This is a genomic window from Streptomyces lucensis JCM 4490 (assembly GCF_014650035.1).
GTDB classification, from domain to species: Bacteria; Actinomycetota; Actinomycetes; order Streptomycetales; family Streptomycetaceae; genus Streptomyces; species Streptomyces lucensis.
The window spans coordinates 365,427-388,563 of the sequence record NZ_BMUE01000001.1; the positions used below are offsets into that span (position 1 = coordinate 365,427).

General features: G+C 72.4%; 24 protein-coding genes. 7 read left to right on the forward strand and 17 right to left on the reverse strand.

Annotated features, from left to right (window positions below):
- The first annotated feature begins 14 nt into the window (after positions 1-14).
- Positions 15-395 (forward strand): ATP-binding protein, encoded by a 381-nt coding sequence (locus IE177_RS01640; RefSeq protein ID WP_190012864.1) that lies wholly within the window; start codon positions 15-17, stop codon positions 393-395.
- A 6-nt stretch (positions 396-401) separates the two neighbouring features.
- Here the strand turns inward: IE177_RS01640 and IE177_RS01645 are convergent, their stop codons facing one another.
- From IE177_RS01645 to afsQ1, 5 genes are all read right to left on the reverse strand, one after another.
- Complete coding sequence (locus IE177_RS01645; protein WP_190012865.1) at positions 402-602, reverse strand: PspC domain-containing protein; 201 nt, start codon at positions 600-602, stop codon at positions 402-404.
- A 111-nt stretch (positions 603-713) separates the two neighbouring features.
- A complete protein-coding gene (locus IE177_RS01650) occupies positions 714-1,277 on the reverse strand; it encodes a VanZ family protein (RefSeq protein WP_190012866.1) in 564 nt (187 codons plus the stop codon).
- 260 nt (positions 1,278-1,537) lie between these two features.
- Complete coding sequence (locus tag IE177_RS01655; RefSeq protein ID WP_190012867.1) at positions 1,538-2,143, reverse strand: hypothetical protein; 606 nt, start codon at positions 2,141-2,143, stop codon at positions 1,538-1,540.
- Positions 2,140-3,732: an ATP-binding protein gene (locus tag IE177_RS01660; protein ID WP_190012868.1), complete on the reverse strand. Its 1,593-nt coding sequence runs from the start codon at positions 3,730-3,732 to the stop codon at positions 2,140-2,142. The genes IE177_RS01655 and IE177_RS01660 overlap by 4 nt, the downstream gene beginning before the upstream one ends.
- Positions 3,729-4,406, reverse strand: a complete 678-nt coding sequence (gene afsQ1, locus IE177_RS01665; protein WP_190012869.1) for a two-component system response regulator AfsQ1 — start codon at positions 4,404-4,406, stop codon at positions 3,729-3,731. Before afsQ1 ends, IE177_RS01660 begins: the two co-directional genes overlap by 4 nt.
- 242 nt (positions 4,407-4,648) lie before the next feature.
- On the opposite strand from afsQ1, the gene IE177_RS01670 reads away from it, so the two are divergent.
- Complete coding sequence (locus tag IE177_RS01670; RefSeq protein ID WP_190012870.1) at positions 4,649-5,422, forward strand: SigE family RNA polymerase sigma factor; 774 nt, start codon at positions 4,649-4,651, stop codon at positions 5,420-5,422.
- Between the two features lie 227 nt (positions 5,423-5,649).
- Here the strand turns inward: IE177_RS01670 and IE177_RS01675 are convergent, their stop codons facing one another.
- Positions 5,650-6,252, reverse strand: a complete 603-nt coding sequence (locus tag IE177_RS01675) for a uridine kinase family protein (protein WP_190013333.1) — start codon at positions 6,250-6,252, stop codon at positions 5,650-5,652.
- A gap of 160 nt (positions 6,253-6,412) precedes the next feature.
- Here IE177_RS01675 and IE177_RS01680 point away from each other — a divergent pair, with 160 nt between their 5' ends.
- Positions 6,413-6,808 (forward strand): hypothetical protein, encoded by a 396-nt coding sequence (locus IE177_RS01680; RefSeq protein ID WP_190012871.1) that lies wholly within the window; start codon positions 6,413-6,415, stop codon positions 6,806-6,808.
- 70 nt (positions 6,809-6,878) lie between these two features.
- On the opposite strand, the gene IE177_RS01685 is transcribed toward IE177_RS01680, so the two are convergent.
- The 3 genes from IE177_RS01685 to deoC are packed head-to-tail and all read right to left on the reverse strand — an operon-like array spanning position 6,879 to position 10,187.
- A complete protein-coding gene (locus IE177_RS01685) occupies positions 6,879-7,793 on the reverse strand; it encodes an aldehyde dehydrogenase family protein (RefSeq protein ID WP_190012872.1) in 915 nt (304 codons plus the stop codon).
- A complete protein-coding gene (locus tag IE177_RS01690; RefSeq protein ID WP_190012873.1) occupies positions 7,786-9,222 on the reverse strand; it encodes an aldehyde dehydrogenase family protein in 1,437 nt (478 codons plus the stop codon). The genes IE177_RS01685 and IE177_RS01690 overlap by 8 nt, the downstream gene beginning before the upstream one ends.
- A 5-nt stretch (positions 9,223-9,227) precedes the next feature.
- Positions 9,228-10,187, reverse strand: coding sequence for a deoxyribose-phosphate aldolase (gene deoC, locus IE177_RS01695; RefSeq protein ID WP_190013334.1), 960 nt, complete (start codon positions 10,185-10,187; stop codon positions 9,228-9,230).
- Positions 10,188-10,324: 137 nt separating this feature from the next.
- Between deoC and IE177_RS01700 the strand changes: the two genes are divergently transcribed.
- Positions 10,325-11,026: a PH domain-containing protein gene (locus IE177_RS01700; RefSeq protein ID WP_190012874.1), complete on the forward strand. Its 702-nt coding sequence runs from the start codon at positions 10,325-10,327 to the stop codon at positions 11,024-11,026.
- Positions 11,027-11,294: 268 nt separating this feature from the next.
- On the opposite strand, the gene IE177_RS01705 is transcribed toward IE177_RS01700, so the two are convergent.
- The 3 genes from IE177_RS01705 to IE177_RS01715 all read right to left on the reverse strand — a co-directional run bounded on the left by IE177_RS01705 (position 11,295) and on the right by IE177_RS01715 (position 14,614).
- Positions 11,295-12,941: a phospho-sugar mutase gene (locus tag IE177_RS01705; protein ID WP_190012875.1), complete on the reverse strand. Its 1,647-nt coding sequence runs from the start codon at positions 12,939-12,941 to the stop codon at positions 11,295-11,297.
- 275 nt (positions 12,942-13,216) lie between these two features.
- Positions 13,217-14,041, reverse strand: coding sequence for a purine-nucleoside phosphorylase (locus IE177_RS01710; RefSeq protein ID WP_190012876.1), 825 nt, complete (start codon positions 14,039-14,041; stop codon positions 13,217-13,219).
- A 135-nt stretch (positions 14,042-14,176) separates the two neighbouring features.
- A complete protein-coding gene (locus tag IE177_RS01715) occupies positions 14,177-14,614 on the reverse strand; it encodes a gamma-glutamylcyclotransferase family protein (protein WP_190012877.1) in 438 nt (145 codons plus the stop codon).
- Between the two features lie 126 nt (positions 14,615-14,740).
- On the opposite strand from IE177_RS01715, the gene IE177_RS01720 reads away from it, so the two are divergent.
- Both IE177_RS01720 and IE177_RS01725 read left to right on the forward strand, forming a co-directional pair.
- Positions 14,741-16,189: an NAD(P)H-quinone dehydrogenase gene (locus IE177_RS01720; protein WP_190012878.1), complete on the forward strand. Its 1,449-nt coding sequence runs from the start codon at positions 14,741-14,743 to the stop codon at positions 16,187-16,189.
- Between the two features lie 170 nt (positions 16,190-16,359).
- The gene (locus IE177_RS01725; RefSeq protein ID WP_190012879.1) at positions 16,360-17,301 is read left to right on the forward strand and encodes a DeoR/GlpR family DNA-binding transcription regulator; all 942 of its coding nucleotides are present in this window, start codon (positions 16,360-16,362) and stop codon (positions 17,299-17,301) included.
- A 341-nt stretch (positions 17,302-17,642) separates the two neighbouring features.
- Here the strand turns inward: IE177_RS01725 and IE177_RS01730 are convergent, their stop codons facing one another.
- Positions 17,643-19,418, reverse strand: coding sequence for an acetyl/propionyl/methylcrotonyl-CoA carboxylase subunit alpha (locus IE177_RS01730; RefSeq protein WP_190012880.1), 1,776 nt, complete (start codon positions 19,416-19,418; stop codon positions 17,643-17,645).
- A 363-nt stretch (positions 19,419-19,781) separates the two neighbouring features.
- Between IE177_RS01730 and IE177_RS01735 the strand changes: the two genes are divergently transcribed.
- A complete protein-coding gene (locus IE177_RS01735) occupies positions 19,782-20,375 on the forward strand; it encodes a hypothetical protein (RefSeq protein WP_190012881.1) in 594 nt (197 codons plus the stop codon).
- Here the strand turns inward: IE177_RS01735 and IE177_RS01740 are convergent.
- From IE177_RS01740 to IE177_RS01750, 4 genes are all read right to left on the reverse strand, one after another.
- Complete coding sequence (locus IE177_RS01740) at positions 20,347-20,964, reverse strand: Maf family protein (RefSeq protein WP_190012882.1); 618 nt, start codon at positions 20,962-20,964, stop codon at positions 20,347-20,349. The genes IE177_RS01735 and IE177_RS01740 overlap by 29 nt on opposite strands.
- Before the next feature lie 32 nt (positions 20,965-20,996).
- Complete coding sequence (gene mmpB, locus IE177_RS35355) at positions 20,997-21,125, reverse strand: morphogenic membrane protein MmpB (protein ID WP_268253150.1); 129 nt, start codon at positions 21,123-21,125, stop codon at positions 20,997-20,999.
- Between the two features lie 112 nt (positions 21,126-21,237).
- Complete coding sequence (locus IE177_RS01745; protein WP_190012883.1) at positions 21,238-21,447, reverse strand: acyl-CoA carboxylase epsilon subunit; 210 nt, start codon at positions 21,445-21,447, stop codon at positions 21,238-21,240.
- Between the two features lie 25 nt (positions 21,448-21,472).
- Positions 21,473-23,086, reverse strand: a complete 1,614-nt coding sequence (locus IE177_RS01750; protein WP_190012884.1) for an acyl-CoA carboxylase subunit beta — start codon at positions 23,084-23,086, stop codon at positions 21,473-21,475.
- Between the last annotated feature and the right edge of the window lie 51 nt (positions 23,087-23,137).

A 23,137-nucleotide genomic window follows, 5' to 3' on the forward strand; every position in this document is an offset into this window, starting at 1 on the left:
AGGACGCATCCACAATGAAGCAGTCTGCTGCCAAGACCCTCGGTGTCGCCGCCCTCGGTGCCGCCTTCGCCGCCGCCGGGGCGGGCATGGCCAGCGCGGCCCCGGCCGTCCCGGACGCCGCGCAGACCCTCGGCACCGTCACCGACGCGCTGCCCGCCCAGCAGGTCGCCGGCACGCTGTCCGGCGACGGCACGCCGCAGCAGGTCGGGTCGATGGCCGAGCCCGGTGTCGCCACCGCGATGCCGGCCGCCAGGGATCTCGCCGCGGCGCAGCCGGCCGTCGGAAGCGTCCTCGCGCAGGGCCCGACGGCCCCGGTCGCCGGTCTCCTCGGCGGGCTCCCGGTGCACGGTCTGCCCACGCAGGGCGTGGCGGTGAACGGCGTCCCGGTCGGCTGACACCGCTCACCAGGCGGTGCGGGCCTTGTCCTCGGCGGGCAGCAGGATCCACAGCGCTATGTAGAGCAGGAACTGCGGGCCCGGCAGCAGGCAGGACACCAGGAAGATCACGCGCATCGTGGTCGCCGAAGTGCCGAAGCGCCGGGCCAGCGCGGCGCACACTCCGCCGATCACGCGGCCGTGGGTGGGGCGGGCAAGGGCGGTCATGACGGCTCCTCCGTGGTCGCCGGCCCGGTCACGGGCCGGTGGTCGGGGCCGCCCGGACGGCGTCCCCAGCTGTCTTCCACGGTACGGAGACGAAGGGGACGAAGCGTCGCTCTACGGGGCGATCCCCACCCTGGGAATCGTCGGGGTGCGACCCTGAGACAACTCCCCGTGCAGGGTGAGGGGCTGTCCGGCCGTGCCGTCCTCGGCCGCTTCCAGCCGTCGCAGTCTCGCGCGGGCGGCCGGCACGACGGCGAGGTGGGCCACGATCACCCCGAGGGTGTTCAGCAGCAGGGAGTCGATGTCCACGACCCGGCCCGGCACACCGGTCTGCAGGAGTGCGATGCCCAGCGAGAGCAGGGCGCCGGTGGCCGCGGACCTGAGGAGGGAGGCGAGCGGGGAGACGGTGAGTCTGCCGTGCGCCATGGGCAGCAGGATGCCCAGCGGCGCGAGGAGCGCGAGTCCCTCGCCGAGGGGTCTGACCGCCCGCGGCCAGCCCAGCGCCAGGTCGGCGCGGATGCCGGCCAGGGGGCGCAGGTTGGGGGGCATCACCCAGGGGACGTCCAGGGGTCGCAGCGTCAGCCAGGCGACGAGGGCCAGGTGTGCGACGAGGAGGACACCTCCTGTCACACGTATGCGGATCGCGGCGCTGCCGCCGATGGAGCCTTGACGCTGCACGCCCCCGTAGACGCGGTGCCGGGCCCGATCGGTTCCGCGTGGAACTTTCCTCGGCGGATCTGGGGCCCTTCTCGCTCACCGGCGCTCACCGGGTGCCGCCGCGCCCACCCGTGCCGCCCCAGCGGCACGACTGCCCGCGGCTGCGGCGGCGTACAGGCGCCGGTTCCCGCAACTCCCCAGGGGCGCGGGGAACTGCGCGACCGGTCACGACCGGCCCGCGGACGAAGGGCGGCCCTACGGGCAACGGCGTCGGCCGAGCCCTACACGGCAGAGACCGGGCTCGACGGCGGCTGCGTAGAGCCCGGAGCGTTGCGGACGTCGTCGGTGCAGTCGTAGCGGCGCAGCGGCAGACCGCCGGGGCCGCCCAGGATCACCGACCCGTCCCCCTCGGTGGCCGCCGAGTCGGACAGGGTGCACACCAGCTGCGCGAGGGCGTACGAGCTGAGCCGGCTCGGGGCGGCGCTCAGCCGGAGCGCGTCCTCGGGGTCGTGCCCGCCGGGCCCGGACACGCTCAGGCCGCCCGGCACGTACGTCGCGTACCCCGCCGCCTTCTCCGAGGCCGACGGCGCCGCGGCCAGCTGGTCCAGCAGCCCCTGCGCCACGATCACCCGGCGCCGGGCGTCCGGGGTGCCCTCCGGCACGCGCACGGTCCGGTCGACGGCCACCAGGGACGCCCGGCACAGCAGGAAGACCTGCACGGGCACTCCGTGCGCGGACTGTGTCGACAGGTCGGGGCCGGCCAGCGAGCACGGCACGCGGGAGGGCGCCGCCCCGAAGTCGGTCGGCACCTCCGTGGCCCGGATGCCACAGCCGGTGAGCAGCACGCCCAGAAGGGGCAGGGCCAGCATCAGGCGTCGTACGGTCATGACCCCTCCTTTCCAGAACCACCGTCACCGTCACCGCTCCTGCCGCCCTCGCCCTGCGCCGCCTCCTCGGTCAGCCGCGAGGCGTCCCGTGGCAGGCGCAGCGTGAACACCGCGCCGCCGTCCGGGGAGTTCTCGGCGGTGATCTCACCGCCGTGGATGTGGGCGTTCTCCAGGGCGATGGAAAGGCCGAGACCGCTGCCCTCGGAGCGTGGCCGGGAGGCGCTCGCCTTGTAGAAGCGGTCGAAGACGTGCGGGAGGACGTCCTCGGGGATGCCGGGGCCGTGGTCGCGGACCCGGATCACCACTTCGTCCTCCGCCTCCCGCACCGACACGCGCACCGGCGATCCGCCGTGCTTGAGCGCGTTGCCGATCAGGTTGGCGAGTATGACGTCCAGGCGGCGCGGGTCCAGCAGGGCGTGGACGCCGCGCTCGGTGTCCAGTTCGACCGCGTCCAGCCAGGCGCGGGCGTCGATGCAGGCGGTGATCTGGTCGGCGAGGTCGACGTCGTCGAGGACCAGCCGGGCCGTGCCCGCGTCGAAGCGGGTGACCTCCATCAGGTTCTCGACCAGGTCGTTCAGCCGCCGGGTCTCGCTGACCACGAGCCGGACCGCGGGCTCGACCATGGGGTCGATGCCGCCGGCCTCCGACTCCAGCTCCTCCTCCAGCACCTCCGTGACGGCGGTGATGGCGGTCAGCGGGGTCCGCAGCTCGTGCGACATGTCGGCCACGAACCGGCGCGAGGCCTCGTCCCGGGCGGCCATCTCCGCGACCCGTTGCTCCAGCGCCTCGGCCGCGTTGTTGAACGTCCGCGACAGATCGGCGAGTTCGTCCGTGCCGGACACCCGCAGCCGGGTGTCGAGCCTGCCCTCGCCCAGTCGCCGGGCGGCCACGCCCAGCCGGTGCACCGGCTTCAGCACGGTCGTCGCGGCGGCCTGCGCGAGCAGCGCGGCACCGATCAGCGCCAGACCGGTGGCGATGCCCAGCGACCAGGCCAGCGAGTTGAGGTCCTTGGCCTCCGGCTCCAGGGACTTCGCCATGTAGCCCGTCGGCCCGCCGCCGATCACCCGCGTGCCGGCCACCAGATAGGGCGTGTCGTGGTCCGTGACCCGCTGCCAGTAGAGGTGGTACGGGTCCTCGTTGGAGTCGGTCACCTTCTGCCGCTTGTTCACGGCCGCGCGCAGCGACTTCGGCACGTCCTCCAGCTGGAAGCCGTTGATGCCGCCCGAACTGCCGTACACCGTCTTGCCGTCCGCGTCCTGCCCGACCAGCAGCACGCTGAAGTGCTGGCCGCCGGCGGCCATCTGGCCCGCGGCGCGCTGCAGCGCGTCCTGCGTGGGGTGTTCGGGCAGCGCCCCCACGCGGTTCTGCATCTCCTGCCGGAAGTCGCGCAGCACCGCGTCCTGGGCGCGGGTGAGCACGGCCTCCCGGTTGAGCCAGTAGGCGATGCCCGACGCCGACACCGCGGCGGTGAGCGCGACCAGCGCGAAGACCAGCACCAGCCGCAGCCGCAGGCTGGTGAACCTGAGCCGCGACAGACTTCCCCTGCGCCCCACGGCCCAGCCGCGCAGCCCCCCTCGCGTGTCGGTCACTGAGGAGTGTCCAGGCGGTAGCCGACACCACGGACGGTACGGATCAGCGTCGGGGACGAGGGGACGTCCTCCACCTTGGCGCGCAGCCGCTGCACGCACGCGTCCACCAGGCGGGAGTCGCCCAGGTAGTCGTGCTCCCAGACCAGCCGCAGCAGCTGCTGCCGGGACAGGGCCTGACCGGGCCGCCGGCTCAGTTCCAGCAGCAGCCGCAGCTCGGTCGGGGTCAGCTGCAGGTCCTCGCCGTTCTTCGTCACGGTCATCGCCGAACGGTCGATGACCAGGCTGCCGAACGTCGCCGAGTCGCTGGACTCCCGCTCCCCGCGCCGCAGCACGGCCCGGATCCGGGCGTCCAGCACCCGCCCCTGCACCGGCTTGACCACATAGTCGTCGGCGCCGGACTCCAGCCCGACCACCACGTCGATGTCGTCGCTGCGCGCGGTCAGCAGGATGATCGGCAGCTGGTCGGTGCGCCGGATGCGCCGGCACACCTCGAACCCGTCGATGCCGGGCAGCATGACGTCCAGCACGATCAGGTCCGGCCGCTGCTCGCGCAGCAGCTTCAGACCGTCCTCGCCGCTGGCAGCGGTGGCCACCCGGTGTCCCTGGCGCGTCAGGGAGAGCTCCAGGGCCGTGCGGATGGCGTCGTCGTCCTCGATCAGCAACAGGGAAGGCACGGGGCTCATTCTGGCCCATGGAGGGGGCGCCGGACGACCTGTGGGACCGATCCCCGCGTACCGCCACCACCTGTGTGCCCAGTGTGACAGGCGTGTGCCGGGCCCCTGTGACAGGTCTGTGACAGTCGACGGACACGGCGATGAAGTGATCCCGGCAGTCTTTTGGACACGGGCCGGCGGTGATCCGGAAATCGGCCCGGAGCACGACCGAATCACCGGAAGTCCACCACGGGGAGCGCGAGATGAACACGCTGCACAGCATCAGCACCAGCGCAGTGGTCACGCGTCTGCACGACGTGCACCGGGGTTCGGAGAAGTCCGGTGCCGATGGGGGCACCTCCCGCGCGAGCGCGTTCGAGCGTGGGGGAGGACGGGGGTGCGCCCGCGGTGCCGGGCGTCAGCACAGCGCCTACATGACGGTGGTTGACGCCCGCACGGGGGACACGCACGGGGGAACCGCGTACAGGGAGGACTCGGGGGAGCGCCCCTCGCTGACGGAGGCGGAGTTCACCGCCTACGTCCAGGAGCGCCGCGCCTCCCTGTACGCCACCGCCTACCACCTGACCGGTGACCGCTTCGAGGCCGAGGACCTGCTGCAGAGCGCGCTGTTCTCGACGTACCGGGCCTGGGAGCGGATCAGCGACAAGGCGGCCGTGGGCGGCTACCTCCGCCGCACCATGACGAACCTGCACATCAGCGCCTGGCGGCGCCGCAAGCTCAACGAGTACCCGACCGAGGAACTTCCGGAGACGCCCGGCGAGACGGACGCGATGCGCGGCACCGAGCTGCGCGCGGTCCTGTGGCAGGCGCTGGCCCGGCTGCCCGAACTGCAGCGCACCATGCTGGTCCTGCGCTACTACGAGGGCCGCACGGACCCGGAGATCGCGGACATCCTCGGCATCAGCGTCGGCACGGTGAAGTCCAGCATCTGGCGCTCGCTGCGCCGGCTGCGTGAGGACGAGGTCCTCAGCTTCGGCCGTGACGAGGAGAACGCCTTCGGCGAACTGGTCGCCTGAGGTCAGGGGGGACGGGGGAGGACGGGGACCGCTGGGGGGCGGTCCCACGGGGGAGAACGGGGAAAACGGGGGGACACGGGGGAACAGCACGGGGGAGCAAGAGGAGCGGGACTGGAGGACCGGGGGGTCCGGCCAGTCCCGTTTCGCATGTCCGGACGGCGGCCACGCGACCGTCCGTGAGCACGCCCTCGTCAGCGGGCGCACCCGCGTCCGCCGTCAGGCCGCCGTCAGGCCACCGTCTCGTGGCGCGCCTGCCGGCCCGCCGTCGCTGCCGCCAGCCGGCCCAGCGCCTCGTCCCGGTCGCAGGGGTGTGCGCCCAGCGACACCTGGCGGGCCACGATCGAGCGTTCCGCGCGCATCAGCCGCCAGCCGCGGCGCAGCAGGAACGGCACCGACTTGCGGCCCTCCTTCAGGTCCCGCAGGAAGCGCCGCCGGAAGGTGGTCACCGGCCCGCGGGTCAGGCAGAGCGCGTCCGCGAGCACCCCCAGCTCCCGGCAGCGTCCGACGATCTCCGCGGCGAAGACGCCCTCGGCGATGAACAGCGGCGTCCGGCCGATGTCCAGCGTGTCCTCGCCGGTACGGGCGCTCAGCGAGAGGTCGTACACCGGCACCGGCGCCGACCTGGTCGCGCACAGCCGGGTGATGGCCTCGACCGCGACCTCGGCGTCCCACGACGCGGGGTGGTCCCAGTCGATGTCCGAACTGCCCTCCACCAGGGGCAGAGTCGGATCGCAGGCCTCCTTGTAGAAGTCGTCCAGACGCAGGACGGGAAGCCCGGAGCGGGCGGCGACGAGGGACTTGCCCGAGCCCGAGGGGCCGCACAGCAGCACGACACGGGCGGGGGACGGGGTAAGGAGGCTCACGGAACACCAGTTTGACGCATGGCGGGCCCCCTGCCGACCCCGCGGGTCGGCTTTTGAGCGTGACTCGCGACTCAACTACCCTGTGTGCTGTACTCATCACCCTGCGCACCAGAAGGTGGCACCATCGATGGCCCGACACACCCTCTCCACGCACCCGGCCGCGCGGCGCGCCCTGATCGCCCTTGCGGCCGCCGGAGCGGCCCTCGGCGCGGGGGCGGCCACGGCGTCGGCCCACTCGGTGCCGGCGCCGGACCAGCGGCCGCTGGACGCCGGCGGCGTCGACGCCCAGTCGGGCGTGCGGGCCCTGACCGGCTCGGTGGGACACGCGACCGGCACGGTGGCCGGACTCAAGCCGAACCCGCTCGCGGGCACCGGTGTGGATCCCCTCGACAACGGAGTGGGTACGCAGGTGGGCGACTTCAAGCCGGTCGGCTCGCGGATGCTGACGGGGCCCGTGGCGCAGGCGGAGTCCGTGGGGAGCGTGCCGGTGGCCGGTCAGGCCCTCACCGCGGTGGGCCGCTGACGGGCCGCCGGCGGTACGGCGCACGCGAAGGGCGCGGGGACGTCCCCGCGCCCTTCGCGTGCGAGACGGGTCAGTACGACGACCCGGACGCTCCCAGCGACCCCGTCGGGTGCCACACGGTCTTCGTCTCCAGGAACGCCGTCATCCGGTCGGTGTCCGGCGTCCGGAAGTAATCCACAGCCTGTGGACGCAGAACGCGCTTGAGGTTGTCCGCCGCCGCGATCTCCAGTTCCTTCGCCAGCGTCTCGTCGGCGCCCGCGAGGTCGATCGCGTTGACGTCCTGGTGCGCGGCCAGCGGCGCGGCGATCTCCGCCGTACGGCCGGACAGGATGTTGACCACGCCGCCCGGCACGTCGGAGGTGGCCAGCACCTCGCCCAGGGACAGGGCCGGCAGCGGGGCCTTCTCGGAGGCCACCACGACGGCCGTGTTGCCGGTGGCGATCACCGGGGCGACGACCGAGACGAGGCCCAGGAAGGACGACTCCTGCGGGGCGAGGACGGCGACCACGCCGGTCGGCTCGGGCGAGGACAGGTTGAAGAACGGGCCCGCGACCGGGTTGGCGCCGCCGATCACCTGGGCGATCTTGTCCGTCCAGCCCGCGTACCAGACCCAGCGGTCGATCGCGGCGTCCACGACCGCGGCCGCCTTGGACTTCGACAGGCCCTCCGCGTCGGCCACCTCGCGCACGAACTGCTCGCGGCGGCCCTCCAGCATCTCCGCGACGCGGTAGAGGACCTGGCCGCGGTTGTAGGCGGTCGCGCCCGACCAGCCGCCGAACGCCTTGCGCGCGGCGACCACCGCGTCACGGGCGTCCTTGCGGGACGACTGCGGCGCGTTGGCCAGCCACTTGCCCTTGCCCGCCGCCTCAGCGGCTGACGTCCTAGCCGTCACCTCGTACACCCGGCCGCTCTCGGAACGCGGGAACTTGCCGCCCACGTACAGCTTGTAGGTCTTGAAGACGGAAAGCCGCTGCTCATCAGACATCGAGGTACGCCTCCAGGCCGTGGCGGCCGCCCTCGCGGCCGAAGCCCGACTCCTTGTAGCCGCCGAACGGCGAGGTCGGGTCGAACTTGTTGAACGTGTTGGACCAGACGACACCGGCGCGCAGCTTGTTCGCGACGGCCAGGATCCGCGAGCCCTTCTCGGTCCAGATGCCCGCCGACAGGCCGTACTGGGTGTTGTTGGCCTTGGCGACCGCCTCGTCGGGCGTGCGGAAGGTGAGGACCGACAGCACCGGGCCGAAGATCTCGTCGCGGGCGATGGTGTGCGCCTGGGTGACGTTCGTGAAGAGCGTCGGGGCGAACCAGTAACCGGAGGAGGGCAGTTCGCAGGCCGGGGACCAGCGCTCGGCGCCCTCCGCCTCGCCGCGCTCGGTGAGCGCGGTGATCCGGGCCAGCTGCTCGGCGGAGTTGATCGCGCCGATGTCGGTGTTCTTGTCCAGCGGGTCACCGAGGCGCAGGGTGGACAGGCGGCGCTTGAGGGAGTCCAGCAGCTCGTCCTGGACCGACTCCTGGACCAGAAGGCGGGAACCGGCGCAGCAGACCTGGCCCTGGTTGAAGAAGATGCCGGTCACGATGCCCTCGACGGCCTGGTCGATCGGCGCGTCGTCGAAGACGATGTTCGCGCCCTTGCCGCCCAGTTCGAGGGTGAGCTTCTTCCTCGTGCCCGCGACCGTGCGGGCGATCTCCTTGCCGACGGCCGTGGAGCCGGTGAAGGCGACCTTGTTCACGTCCGGGTGCGCGACGAGCGCGGCGCCCGCGTCGCCGTAGCCGGGAAGGATGTTGACGACGCCCTTGGGCAGGCCCGCCTGACGGCAGATGTCCGCGAAGAAGAGCGCCGACAGGGGCGTGGTCTCCGCCGGCTTCAGCACGACCGTGTTGCCGGTCGCGAGGGCCGGGGCGATCTTCCACGCCAGCATCAGCAGCGGGAAGTTCCAGGGGATGACCTGGCCGGCGACGCCGAGGGGCTTCGGATCGGCGCCGAAACCGGCGTGGTCCAGCTTGTCGGCCCAGCCCGCGTAGTAGAAGAAGTGCGCGGCGACCAGCGGCAGGTCGGCGTCGCGGGTCTCCTTGATCGGCTTGCCGTTGTCCAGCGTCTCCAGGACGGCCAGCTCGCGGCTGCGCTCCTGGATGATCCGGGCGATGCGGAACAGGTACTTGGCGCGCTCGGAACCGGGCAGCGCCGACCACTTCCCGAACGCCTTGCGGGCGGCCTTCACCGCGCGCTCGACGTCCTCGGCGCCGGCCTGCGCGACCTCGGAGAGGACCTCCTCGGTCGACGGGCTGACCGTCTTGAAGACCTTGCCGTCGGCCGCCTCGACGAACTCGCCGTCGATGAACAGGCCGTAGGAGGGGGCGATGTCGACGACCGAGCGGGACTCGGGCGCCGGGGCGTACTCGAATACGGAAGCCATGAGGATCAGTCCACCGTCACGTAGTCGGGGCCGGAGTAGCGGCCGGTGGCCAGCTTCTGCCGCTGCATCAGCAGGTCGTTCAGGAGCGAGGAGGCGCCGAAGCGGAACCAGTGGTTGTCCAGCCAGTCCGCGCCGGCGGTCTCGTTGACCAGGACGAGGAACTTGACGGCGTCCTTGGTGGTGCGGATGCCGCCGGCGGGCTTCACGCCGACCTGGACGCCGGTCTGGGCGCGGAAGTCGCGCACCGCCTCCAGCATCAGCAGGGTGTTCGCCGGGGTGGCGTTGACGGCGACCTTGCCGGTGGAGGTCTTGATGAAGTCGGCGCCGGCCAGCATGCCGAGCCAGGAGGCGCGGCGGATGTTGTCGTACGTCGACAGCTCGCCGGTCTCGAAGATGACCTTCAGCCGGGCGCTCGTGCCGCAGGCCTCCTTCACGGCGACGATCTCGTCGTACACCTTGAGGTACTTGCCGGCGAGGAACGCGCCCCGGTCGATCACCATGTCGATCTCGTCGGCGCCGGCGGCGACGGCGTCGCGCACGTCGGCCAGCTTCACCTCCAGGGCGGCGCGTCCGGCCGGGAAGGCGGTGGCGACCGAGGCGACCTTCACACCGGAGCCGGCGACGGCCTCCTTGGCGACGGCCACCATGTCGGGGTAGACGCAGACGGCGGCGGTGGCCGGGGTGGTGCGGTCGGTCGGGTCGGGACGGACCGCCTTGGCGCCGAGCGCCCGGACCTTGCCCGGGGTGTCCGCGCCTTCCAGCGTCGTCAGGTCGACCATCGAGATGGCGAGGTCGATGGCGTACGCCTTCGCGGTGGTCTTGATGGAACGGGTGCCGAGAGACGCGGCGCGCGCCTCCAGGCCGACCGCGTCGACGCCGGGCAGCCCGTGCAGGAAGCGGCGCAGCGTGCTGTCGGACGCGGTGACGTCGGCGAGAGCGTGAGCTGTGGGTGCGGTAGTGGGCATGGTCACCAGACGAGCATATCTACGCGCGTAGCGGCTGTACACCCCCGGCCGCTCATCGCACCTCCGCAGATCACGGATGAGCGCCGGTTGCGGGGTACCCGGGGGCACCGCCGCCGGTGTCGGGCAGAATCGGACCCATGACCACCCCGGACCACCCGTCTCCCGCGTCACAGCCTCCGGCGTCACCCGCCAAGGACCGCATCTACCGCGCTCCCATGGCGCTGGCGGGCGGTGTGCTGCTGCTCGTGGTCGTCGGCTGGCTGGGCTTCGACGCGCTCTTCAAGGGCCACGGCCGCACCCCGTGGCTGGCGCTCGCCGGGATGATCCTGGCGGTGCCGCTGGTGGTGGCCTTCACACTGCGCCCGGCCGTCTTCGCCAACGAGGACCGGCTGCGCATCCGCAACCCCTTCCGGGTGATCACACTGCCCTGGGGCCAGATCGGCGCCCTGCGCTCCGGCTACTCCAACGAGGTCGTCGCCAGGTCCGGCACCAAGTACCAGCTGTGGGCCGTCCCCGTCTCGCTGCGGGCCCGCAAGAAGGCGACGCGCCGGCAGGAACGGGCGGCGGTGGACGCGGCCCGCGGCGTGACGCCGGGCGGACGCACCGGAGGCCTCGGCTCCAGCGGCCTCGGCTTCGGCGGGTTCGGCCTGCGTGGCGCGGACGTCGGACCGGCCCGGGCGGAGGGCGACCGGGTCATGGACGACCTGCGTGAACTCCTGGAGCGGCGCGGCGACGCGGAGACGGCCCAGGGCGAGCCGACGGTCCGCTGGGCGTACGAGGTCGCCGCACCGGCGGTGGCGGGCGCGATCCTGCTGGCGATCCTGCTGGCGACGGGCTGAGCGTCGGCGGTGCCCCCGCACGTGCGGGTGGGTGGCCGTTGCGGCCTGGTTCGGGTGCGGCGCCGTTGTGGCTGGTCGTGCACTTCCTCGCGCCCCCGAGGGGGGTGTGGTGCCGTCGGCTGTCAGGTCCTGGGGCGCCCCGCACCCCAGCCGCGGGCAGTCGTGTCGCTGGGGCTGCAGGGTGGGCGCGGCGGTACTTCGTACGTGCGGGTAGGCGGTCGCTGCGGCCTGGTCCGGGGCGCCCCCGGGCGGGGCACCCCGGTGGGATTCAGATGCCGGCGGCCGTCGACAGGTCGTGCTTGATGGCGGTCAGCAGCTCGGTCGCGCGGGTGCGGGCGGACGGGAGGCCGGCGCGGTGCGCGACCGGCACGACGACCTCCAGGTAGCACTTGAGTTTGGGCTCGGTGCCGCTCGGGCGGACGATGACGCGGGCGCCGTCCAGGGTGTAGCGCAGGCCGTCGGTGGGCGGCAGCCGGTCCGTGCCCCGGGTGAGGTCCTCGGCGCGGGTGACGGGCAGCCCGGCCAGCTCGGCCGGCGGCCGCTCGCGCAGGCGGCGCATGGCGTCCGCGATGAGCGACAGGTCCTGCACCCGGACCGACAGCTGGTCGGTCGCGTGCAGGCCGTGCTCGACGGCGAGGTCGTCCAGCAGGTCGAGGAGGGTACGGCCCTCCTCCTTGAGCTCCGAGGCGAGTTCCGTGATCAGCAGGGCGGCCGTGATGCCGTCCTTGTCGCGCACGCCCTCGGGGTCCACGCAGTAGCCGAGGGCCTCCTCGTAGCCGTAGCGCAGGCCGTCGACGCGGGCGATCCACTTGAAGCCGGTCAGCGTCTCCTCGTACGGCAGGCCCGCCTTCCCGGCGATCCGGCCGAGCAGGGAGGAGGAGACGATCGACTCCGCGAAGGTGCCGCTGACACCGCGCCGCACCAGATGGGCGGCGAGCAGGGACCCGACCTCGTCGCCGCGCAGCATCCGCCAGTCGCCGCCGTCCGGCACCGCCACCGCGCAGCGGTCCGCGTCCGGGTCGTTGGCGATGACCAGGTCCGGGCGGGTGGCGCGGGCCCGGGCGAACGCCAGGTCCATCGCGCCCGGCTCCTCCGGGTTGGGGAAGGCGACCGTCGGGAAGTCCGGGTCCGGGTCGGCCTGCTCGGCCACCAGCACCGGCTCGGGGAAGCCCGCGCGGGCGAAGGCGGCCAGCAGCACGTCCCTGCCGACGCCGTGCATCGCCGTGTAGACGGTGCGGGCCGTCCGCGGGGAGCCCGCTGCCAGGACAGCGTCCGTACGGGCGAGGTAGGCATCCAGGACGGCGTCGTCCAGGGTCTCCCAGCCGGCGTCCGGGCGCGGCACGTCGTGCAGGGAGGCGATCGCGTCGATCTCGGCGGCGATCCCCGCGTCGGCGGGCGGGACGATCTGGGAGCCGTCGCCGAGGTAGACCTTGTAGCCGTTGTCGCGGGGCGGGTTGTGGCTGGCGGTGACCTCCACGCCCGCGACCGCGCCCAGGTGCCTTATGGCGAAGGCCAGCACGGGGGTGGGCAGGGGCCGCGGGAGCACCGCCGCGCGCAGTCCGGCGCCGGTCATCACGGCGGCGGTGTCCCGGGCGAAGTCGGCGGACTTGTGGCGGGCGTCGTAGCCGATGACGACCAGACCGGCGTCCTGGCCCCCGTGGGGGGTGCCGTTCTTCTTCAGGTACGCGGCGAGGCCGGCGGCGGCGCGGATGACGACGCCGCGGTTCATGCGCATCGGGCCGGCGCCGAGTTCGCCGCGCAGGCCGGCGGTGCCGAACTGCAGGGTGCCCGAGAAGCGGGCCGACAGCTCCTTCACGTCACCGGCGTCGATCAGCCCGGCGAGTTCGGCACGGGTCTCCGTGTCGGGGTCCTCGGCGAGCCATACGCGCGCCCGGGCGATGAGATCGTCGTGCACCTTGGGATCAACCTCTCCTGTGTTTGCCTGGTCCCGCCCGGGGTTCCGCCCGTGCGGGATCGCACCTGTGCGGACAGCATCCGCGCCCGGCCCGTACGACGGCGGCGCCACGCCCGGCTCACGTGCCCCGTCGTCACGCACCGGTCCTGAGGGCGGGCGACGGGGACGCGAGGGCGGGGGTCCGGACGGGCGACGGGAACGCGAGGCGGCGGGGGCCCGGCCGGCCGGAGCGTCCCGCGGCGGCGGCCCGGCCGGTCCGCCGGAGCGCGGCCGGCTCAGATCCGGCCCAGCACCTGCGCCAGCAGCTGGCCCATCCGCGCCGCCGAGTCGCGGCCAGCCTGGAGGACCTCCTCGTGGTTGAGGGGCTCGCCGGTCATGCCCGCGGCCAGGTTGGTGACCAGGGAGATGCCCAGCACCTCGGCGCCGGCCTCGCGGGCGGCGATCGCCTCCAGGACCGTGGACATGCCGACCAGGTCCGCGCCGATGACGCGGGCCATGCGGATCTCGGCCGGGGTCTCGTAGTGCGGGCCGGGGAACTGCGCGTAGACGCCCTCCTCCAGGGAGGAGTCGATCTCCTTGCACAGGGCGCGCAGGCGCGGCGAGTACAGGTCCGTCAGGTCGACGAAGTTGGCGCCGACGATCGGGGACGTGGCCGTCAGGTTGATGTGGTCGCTGATCAGGACGGGCTGGCCGGGGCGCATGCCCTCGCGCAGGCCGCCGCAGCCGTTGGTGAGGACCACGGTCTTGCAGCCGGCGGCGACGGCGGTGCGTACGCCGTGGGCGACGGCGGCGACACCACGGCCCTCGTAGTAGTGGGTGCGGCCCAGGAAGACCAGGGCGCGCTTGTCACCGAAGGAGTACGAGCGGACCTTGCCGCCGTGGCCCTCCACGGCCGGCGGCGGGAAGCCGGGCAGCTCGGTGACCTGGAACTCGGCGTCGGGTGCGCCCAGTGCGTCGACGGCCGGGGCCCAGCCGGAGCCCATCACCAGGGCGACGTCGTGGGTCTCGGCGCCGGTGAGTTCGCGCAGGCGCGCGGCGGCGGCGTCGGCGGCGGCGTAGGGGTCGCCCTGGATGTCGTCCGGAAGAAGAGATGCGTTCACGCCGATGAGGGTAGCCGGTTCTCGCCTACGCGCGTAGATGACAAGTCACACGTGAATGAGATCGTTGTCTTGTCGTATTCCGCTGAGGGTGGGCACAAGGGCGGGAAAGCCGCGGCGGAGGGGGCAGGGATCCGCTCAGCAGGGGCGCTTGCGCAGTTCCATCACGTAGTCGTGCGGCGCCCCCGCGGACTCCGCCGCGTCGGCGACCTCGCCCAGGTACCGGGCCGAGGGCAGGCCGCCCTCGTAGCCGTTGAGGACGTACGCCCAGGCCGGCTCCTCGCCGTCCAGGGTGTGCACGCGCACCCGCACGCGCCGGTAGATGCCGAGGCCCACGCCCTCCCACCGGTCGAGCGACTCCTCGTCCATGGGTGCGATGTCGTACAGGCCCACGAAGACCTGTGCCGGCGGGTCCTCCACGATCGTCGCGAGCGCGCCCTCCCAGCCCAGCTGCTCGCCGCCGAAGGTCAGCCGCCAGCCGTTCAGCCAGCCGGTGGCGCGCAGCGGGGAGTGCGGGGCGCGGCGGGACATCAGCCGCGCGTCGAGGTTGCCGGCGTACGCGGCATAGAGCGCCATGGGGGAAGGGTACGGCAGTGACACGCGGGTCACTCCGGCCCCAGAAGGTCACTCCGGTCCCACGGGTGTCACCCGTGCCCCTTCGGTGCGCCCCCCGGGCAGTAGCACCTTGAAGGGTGCGGGACAATGGGGTACGTGACTCGGATCGTGATCATCGGTGGCGGACCAGGCGGATACGAAGCGGCGCTGGTCGCCGCTCAGCTCGGCGCGGAGGTGACCGTCGTCGACTGCGACGGTCTGGGCGGAGCGTCGGTACTGACCGACTGCGTGCCGTCGAAGACCCTCATCGCCACGGCCGAGGTGATGACCACCTTCGACTCCTCCTACGAGGAGCTGGGGATCATCGTCGCCGACGACACCCCGCCGCTGGAGCAGGCGGCCCGGGTGGTCGGCGTGGACCTCGGCAAGGTCAACCGCCGGGTGAAGCGGCTGGCGCTCGCGCAGTCGCACGACATCACCGCGTCCGTCACACGGGCCGGCGCCCGGGTCATGCGCGGCCGCGGCCGGCTGGACGGCATGCAGGCCCTCGACGGTTCCCGCAAGGTCGTCGTCACCGCCGCCGACGGCACCGAGGAGACCCTCACCGCCGACGCCGTCCTCATCGCCACCGGCGGTCACCCGCGCGAGCTGCCCGACGCCCAGCCCGACGGCGAGCGCATCCTCAACTGGACCCAGGTCTACGACCTCACCGAGTTGCCGGAGGAGCTGATCGTGGTCGGCTCCGGTGTGACCGGTGCCGAGTTCGCCGGCGCCTACCAGGCGCTCGGGTCCAAGGTCACCCTCGTGTCCTCGCGCGACCGCGTGCTGCCCGGCGAGGACCCCGACGCCGCCGCCGTCCTGGAGGACGTCTTCCGGCGCCGCGGCATGAACGTGATGGCCCGCTCCCGCGCGCAGTCCGCCAAGCGGGTCGGCGACCGGGTGGAGGTCACCCTGGCCGACGGGCGCGTCATCACCGGCTCGCACTGCCTCATGGCCGTCGGCGCCATCCCGAACAGCGCGGGCCTCGGCCTGGAGGAGGCCGGCGTCAGGCTGCGCGAGTCGGGTCACATCTGGACCGACAAGGTGTCCCGCACGACCGCTCCCGGCGTCTACGCGGCCGGCGACGTGACCGGTGTCTTCGCGCTCGCGTCCGTCGCCGCCATGCAGGGGCGCATCGCCATGTACCACTTCCTCGGCGACGCGGTGGCCCCGCTCAACCTGAAGACGGTCTCCTCCAACGTCTTCACCGACCCCGAGATCGCCACCGTCGGCTACTCGCAGGCGGACGTGGACGGGGGCAAGATCGACGCCCGGGTCGTGAAACTGCCGCTGCTGCGCAACCCGCGCGCCAAGATGCAGGGCATCCGGGACGGCTTCGTGAAGATCTTCTGCCGTCCGGGCACCGGGATCGTCGTCGGCGGTGTGGTCGTCGCGCCCCGCGCCTCGGAACTGATCCACCCCATCTCGATCGCCGTCGACAACAATCTGACGGTCGAGCAGATCGCGAACGCCTTCACCGTGTACCCGTCCCTGTCCGGGTCGATCGCCGAGGTCGCCCGCCAGCTGCACACCCGCAAGGCGAGCGCCGAGGCCTAGCCCGGTCCCTCGCCCGGCTCCCCGCTGGTCACGGGGAGTCGCGGCGTGTGCGTGCGGCATAGTCAGGGCGGCTAGGCCCTATACCACCTCGCGCCCTGCCATGCGAACAACATCTGTTATTCGGCGCAAACTGCTGAAAGCAGACGGTCGCTGGGGTTACTGTCAGTTTCGTGTTCGCTGCTGAACGTCGCCAATTGATCCTCGAAATGGTGCGAGCGAACGGTGCCGTGTCGCTCCGTGAACTCGCCCGCGTCGTCCAGACCTCCGAAGTGACCGTACGGCGGGACGTGCGCGCACTGGAGGCAGAAGGACTCCTCGACCGCCGGCACGGCGGTGCGGTACTGCCGGGCGGGTTCACGCGGGAGTCCGGCTTTCCGCAGAAGTCTCATCTCGCGACCGCCGAGAAGACGGCCATCGCCGACCTCGCCGCGGGGCTCGTCGAAGAGGGCGAGGCCATCGTGGTCGGCGCGGGCACCACGACGCAGGAGCTGGCCCGCCGGCTCGCGCGGGTGCCCGGACTGACCGTCGTCACCAACTCGCTGCTGGTGGCACAGGCGCTGGCCCACGCCAACCGGGTGGAGGTCGTGATGACCGGCGGCACCCTGCGCGGCTCCAACTACGCCCTCGTCGGCTCCGGCGCCGAACAGTCCCTGCAGGGGCTGCGCGTGTCCAAGGCCTTCCTGTCCGGGAGCGGGCTCACCGCCGAGCGCGGGCTGTCCACGTCCAACATGCTCTCGGCGTCCGTCGACCGGGCGCTGGTGCAGGCCGCCGCGGAGGTCGTGGTCCTCGCCGACCACTCCAAGCTGGGCATGGACACGATGTTCCAGACGGTGCCGACGGATCTCATCACCCGCCTGGTCACCGACGAGCCGCCCGCGCACGACGACCGTGCCGCCACCGAGCTGCAGGCCCTCGCCGACCAGGGGGTGCAGATCGCCGTCCCCGGGGCGAACGGGAGCCCGGGGGGTGATCCGGGGCCCACGGCGCGCCAGCGGTCTCCCTTGCCGGGGCCTCGGCGGGGGGTGCCCGGTGGGAGTGGGCTGCGCGGGGTCATGGGGGAGCAGCCGAGCGGGGCCGAGCGGGGGCGGGTGGCGGACCTGCGGCGGCGCTAGGCCGCTGGGGGGACGGGGCCTTGTCGCCGTGGGGTCTGGGGTTCGTGGTTCGCCGCGGGTGCGTTGTGGCTGGTCGCGCAGTTCCCCGCGCCCCTGGGTTGGCTGGGGTCGGGTCGGCTATGTGGTGGCGTTGGGCGGCTGGGGGGATGGTGCCATCTCGCCGTGGGGCGGGGGGCCGTCGGTTTGCCGCGGGTGTGTTGTGGCTGGTCGCGCAGCCCGCGCCCCTGGGTGGGACCAGTTCGAGTTGGCTGGTCGCGCAGCCCGCGCCCCTGCGTTCCCCGTGAACGGTGACGCCCGGCAGGCCTGGAGGCCTGCCGGGCGTCGTTGCCCTGTGGTGGGCGTCAGTCCTTGATCTCGCAGATCGCCGCGCCCGACGTGACGGACGCGCCGACCTCGGCGGACAGGCCCTTGATGGTGCCGGCCTTGTGCGCGTTCAGCGGCTGCTCCATCTTCATGGCCTCCAGGACGACGATCAGGTCGCCCTCCTGGACCTCCTGGCCCTCCTCGACCGCGATCTTCACGATCGTGCCCTGCATCGGCGAGGCGAGGGTGTCGCCGGAGGCGACGGGGCCGGACTTCTTCGCCGCGCGGCGCTTGGGCTTGGCGCCCGCCGCGAGGCCGGTGCGGGCCAGGGACATGCCGAGCGAGGCCGGCAGGGAGACCTCGAGGCGCTTGCCGCCCACCTCGACGACGACCGTCTCGCGGGTGCCCGCGTCCTCGTCCGCCTCGGTGTCGGCGGGGGCGGCGAACGGCTTGATCTCGTTGACGAACTCGGTCTCGATCCAGCGGGTGTGGACCGTGAACGGATCCGTCGTGCCGGTCAGCTCCGGCGCGAACGCCGGGTCCCTGACCACCACGCGGTGGAAGGGGATGGCCGTGGCCATGCCCTCGACCTGGAACTCGTCCAGCGCACGGGCGGCCCGCTCCAGGGCCTCCTTGCGGGTGCGGCCCGTCACGATCAGCTTGGCCAGCAGCGAGTCCCACGCCGGGCCGATCACCGAGCCGGCCTCCACGCCCGCGTCCAGACGGACACCGGGGCCGGACGGCGCGTCGAACTTCGTGACCGTGCCGGGGGCGGGGAGGAAGTTGCGGCCCGGGTCCTCGCCGTTGATGCGGAACTCGAACGAGTGACCGCGCAGCGTCGGGTCGTCGTAACCCAGCTCCTCGCCGTCGGCGATGCGGAACATCTCGCGCACCAGGTCGATGCCGGCGACCTCCTCGGTCACCGGGTGCTCCACCTGGAGGCGGGTGTTCACCTCGAGGAAGGAGATCGTGCCGTCCTGGCCGACCAGGAACTCACAGGTGCCGGCGCCCTCGTAGCCGGCCTCCTTCAGGATGGCCTTCGAGGCGCGGTACAGCTCGGCGACCTGCTCGTCGGACAGGAACGGCGCCGGAGCCTCCTCCACCAGCTTCTGGTGGCGGCGCTGCAGCGAGCAGTCACGGGTGGAGACGACGACCACGTTGCCGTGCTTGTCCGCCAGGCACTGGGTCTCCACGTGCCGCGGACGGTCCAGGTAGCGCTCCACGAAGCACTCGCCGCGGCCGAAGGCGGCGACCGCCTCGCGCACCGCGGAGTCGTACAGCTCCGGGACCTCTTCGAGGGTGCGGGCGACCTTCAGGCCGCGGCCGCCGCCGCCGAAGGCGGCCTTGATGGCGATGGGCAGGCCGTGCTCCTGCGCGAAGGCGACGACCTCCTCTGCACCGCTCACCGGATCGGGCGTGCCGGCCACCAGCGGGGCGCCGGCACGCTGGGCGATGTGCCGGGCCGCGACCTTGTCACCCAGGTCGCGGATGGCCTGCGGGGGCGGGCCGATCCAGATCAGGCCCGCGTCCAGGACCGCCTGGGCGAAGTCGGCGTTCTCCGAGAGGAAGCCGTAACCCGGATGGACGGCGTCCGCGCCGGACTCCCGGGCCGCGTTCAGCACCTTCTCGAAGTCCAGATAACTGGTGGCCGGAGTGTCACCGCCCAGGGCGAACGCCTCATCCGCGGCGCGGACATGCAGAGCGTCCCGGTCCGGGTCGGCGTAGACGGCCACGCTCGCGATCCCGGCGTCCCGGCAGGCCCGGGCCACGCGGACAGCGATTTCGCCACGGTTGGCGATGAGCACCTTGCGCACGATTGAGGCTCCCTCCTTGAAACAAGCCGAGTTTAGGGACTGCCGACACGACACTTCGACCCGTCCCCAATGGTGAGCTTGCCCACACGGAGCGTGATTCGAGGCCCGCTCGACCCGCGAAAGTCCTTGTCGCACCGCAGTACGCAGGACTCCTCCGGGAAACCCTAGCCCCCTCATGTGGTCAAGGTCTCTGTAGTGGCGTGCTGCGGCCCACTCAGTTTCTTTGTCGAGTCCCTACGAATGGCCCAATGATTCTTTGCCGCCGCACGAACCCTTGTCCCCGCGTATACCCGTTAGTAGCGTTCGCGATGGCTCGAACGTACCTGGGGTAACAGAACGCTGGCTGGAAGTGGGTGGGGACCGGTGGTGCGCAGACCGGTGGCGTGGATCGTGGCGGTCGTCCTGCTCGCCGAGGCGTTCGGCATCGCCGCGGTGAACTGGTTCCTCGGCATGGTCGTGGACCGGCAGAAGATGTCCCTGGCCGGCCTCGACCCGGACGTCATGTCGACGTCCTCGAAGGTCGGCGGCGTCGTCTTCGGCCTCTACTTCGCCCTGTGCGCCCTGGTGGCCCTGCTGGTCGGGATCCGCAACCGGGCCCCGGCGGGCTTCGGCCGCGTCCTGCTCATCAGCGCGGCCGTGGTGCACGGCCTGCTGGGCGCCTTCGCCTGGGGTCTGATCGGCTGGAACGCCTTCGCGTTCATGGTGGTGGTGCTCGCGCTCATCGTCCTGCTGCTGATGACCTACGACCGCGCGGACGGCCCGGAGCAGGCGGCCGGCGGGGGCGGGGCCGGCGAGGGCGGTGACCCGCGGGCACAGGCCGGGCCCGAGGCCGCTCCGGCCACCGCGCCGGGGCCGGTGCAGATACCGGAGCAGCGCGGCGCGCCGCGGGACGGGGAGGCGGAGCCGCAGGACCCCGCCCCCGCCCAGGTCACCGGGTCGGCGCCCACAACTCCGTGATGCCTACACCCAGTTCCGCGAGGAGCTTGCGCACCAAGGGCAGGCTGATGCCGATCACGTTGCCGTGGTCGCCGTCGATGCCCTCGATGAACGGCGCCGAACGGCCGTCCAGGGTGAACGCCCCGGCGACGTGGAGCGGTTCGCCGGAGGCCACGTAGGCGGCGATCTCCTGGTCACTGGGCTCGCCGAAACGGACGACGGTGGAGGCGGTCGCCGAGACGTACCGCTTGGCCTCCGTGTCCCAGACGCAGTGACCCGTCTGGAGCACTCCGGCGCGTCCGCGCATCGCCTTCCAGCGGGCGGTGGCCTCCTCGGCGTCGGCGGGCTTGCCGAGCGCCTGTCCGTCCAGCTCCAGCACCGAGTCGCAGCCGATCACCAGGGCGCCCTGCACCTCCGGCTTCGCCGCCACCACCGAGGCCTTCGCCTCGGCCAGCGCGAGCGCCAGCTCGGCCGGGGTGGGCGCGGAGACGGCGTCCTCGTCGACCCCGCTCACGATCACCTCGGGCGCGAAGCCGGCCTGCCGGAGCAGGCCGAGCCGGGCGGGGGACTGGGAGGCGAGCACAAGTCGCCTGTGGCGCTCAGCGGTCATGCGTTCAGGTTAGACGCGTGGTGCCGGTGGACTCACCTCAGACCGATCACGACCATCGCCAGCACCATCGCCAGAGCCATGAAGACACCGAGCCGCCGCAGCATGTCCTGCATCTCGCGCAGTTCGTCGGGCGGCTCGTTCTCGGGGTCTGACCACAGCATGGTCCCAGCGTGCGCCGGGCCGCGGCCCGGGCGCCTGAGTACGGGTACTCAAGTCGGCGCCCGGTACCGCCCCGACCTGCGCGGTTTCCGGCACCCGCGGCCCGGGCCGCCCTCAGCTCGGCCAGAAGGTCCGGGTCCAGGACGCCGGGCCCGGACGCGGCACACGCGCCGAGGCGATGCGGGACGGGTCGGCCCACGCGTCCTTCGGGCCCTCCGCGCCGGACGGCAGGGCCGCCGCCACCGCGGCGCGGGCTCGGACCACCGCCAGGGCGGCGGCCAGCTCCTCCGGGGTCGGATTGCCTCGTACGACCTTGATCGTCATGACGGCTCCTTACGCTCGCACCGGCCTACAGGGGGATGTTCCCGTGCTTCTTCGGCGGCAGGGATTCCCGCTTCGTGCGCAGCTGACGCAGGCCGCGGACGATGTGGGCACGGGTGTCGGACGGCATGATCACCGCGTCGATGTAGCCGCGCTCGGCCGCGACGTAGGGGTTGAGGAGGGTGTCCTCGTACTCCTGGATGAGCCGGGCCCGCACGGCCTCGACGTCCTCCCCGCTCGCCTCCGCCTCGGCGAGGGTGCGGCGGTGCAGGATGTTGACCGCGCCCTGGGCGCCCATCACGGCGATCTGGGCGGTCGGCCAGGCCAGGTTGAGGTCGGCGCCCAGGTGCTTGGAGCCCATGACGTCGTAGGCGCCGCCGAACGCCTTGCGGGTGATCACGGTGATCAGCGGGACGGTGGCCTCGGCGTAGGCGTAGATCAGCTTGGCGCCGCGGCGGATGATGCCGGTGTGCTCCTGGCCGACGCCGGGCAGGAAGCCGGGCACGTCCACGAAGGTGAGCACCGGGACGTTGAAGGCGTCGCAGGTCCGCACGAAACGGGCCGCCTTCTCGGAGGCGTCGATGTCGAGGCAGCCGGCGAACTGCATCGGCTGGTTGGCGACCACGCCGACCGGGTGGCCCTCGACCCGGCCGAAGCCGGTGACGATGTTCGGCGCGAACAGCGCCTGGGTCTCGAAGAACTCGGCGTCGTCCAGGACGTGCTCGATGACCGTGCGGATGTCGTACGGCTGGTTCGCGCTGTCCGGGACGAGCGTGTCCAGCTCCAGGTCCTCGGCGCTGACGGAGAGGTCCGCGTCCTCCGGGAAGACCGGCGCCTCGGAGAGGTTGTTGGACGGCAGGTACGACAGCAGCTGCTTGACGTACTCGATGGCGTCCTTCTCGTCCCCGGCCATGTGGTGCGCCACACCGGAGGCCGAGTTGTGGGTGCGCGCGCCTCCCAGCTCCTCGAAGCCGACGTCCTCGCCGGTGACGGTCTTGATGACGTCCGGGCCGGTGATGAACATGTGCGACGTCTGGTCGACCATGACCGTGAAGTCGGTGATCGCCGGGGAGTAGACGGCACCGCCCGCACACGGCCCGACGACCAGGCTGATCTGCGGGATCACGCCGGAGGCGTGGGTGTTGCGGCGGAAGATCTCGCCGTATGCGCCGAGGGAGGCGACGCCCTCCTGGATCCGCGCGCCACCGGAGTCGTTGATGCCGACGACGGGGCAGCCGGTCTTCAGCGCGAAGTCCATCACCTTGACGATCTTCTGCCCGTAGACCTCGCCGAGCGCGCCGCCGAAGACGGTGAAGTCCTGCGAGAACACGGCGACGGGCCGGCCGTCCACCGTGCCGTACCCGGTGACGACGCCGTCGCCGTACGGGCGGTTCCTCTCCAGCCCGAAGTTGGTGGAGCGGTGTCGGGCGAACTCGTCCAGCTCTACGAACGAACCCTCGTCCAGCAGCAGTTCGATCCGCTCACGGGCCGTCAGCTTGCCCTTCGCGTGCTGCTTCTCGACGGCGCGTTCCGAGCCGGCGTGCGTCGCTTCGTGGATGCGGCGCTGGAGATCCGCGAGTTTGCCCGCGGTCGTGTGGATGTCGATCCCTTGGATCTCGTGACGCTCTTCCGGCTCGGACATCGGGATACGGCTCCCTGCCTGCTCAAAAGGGGGGACGGTTACTCATCCGTA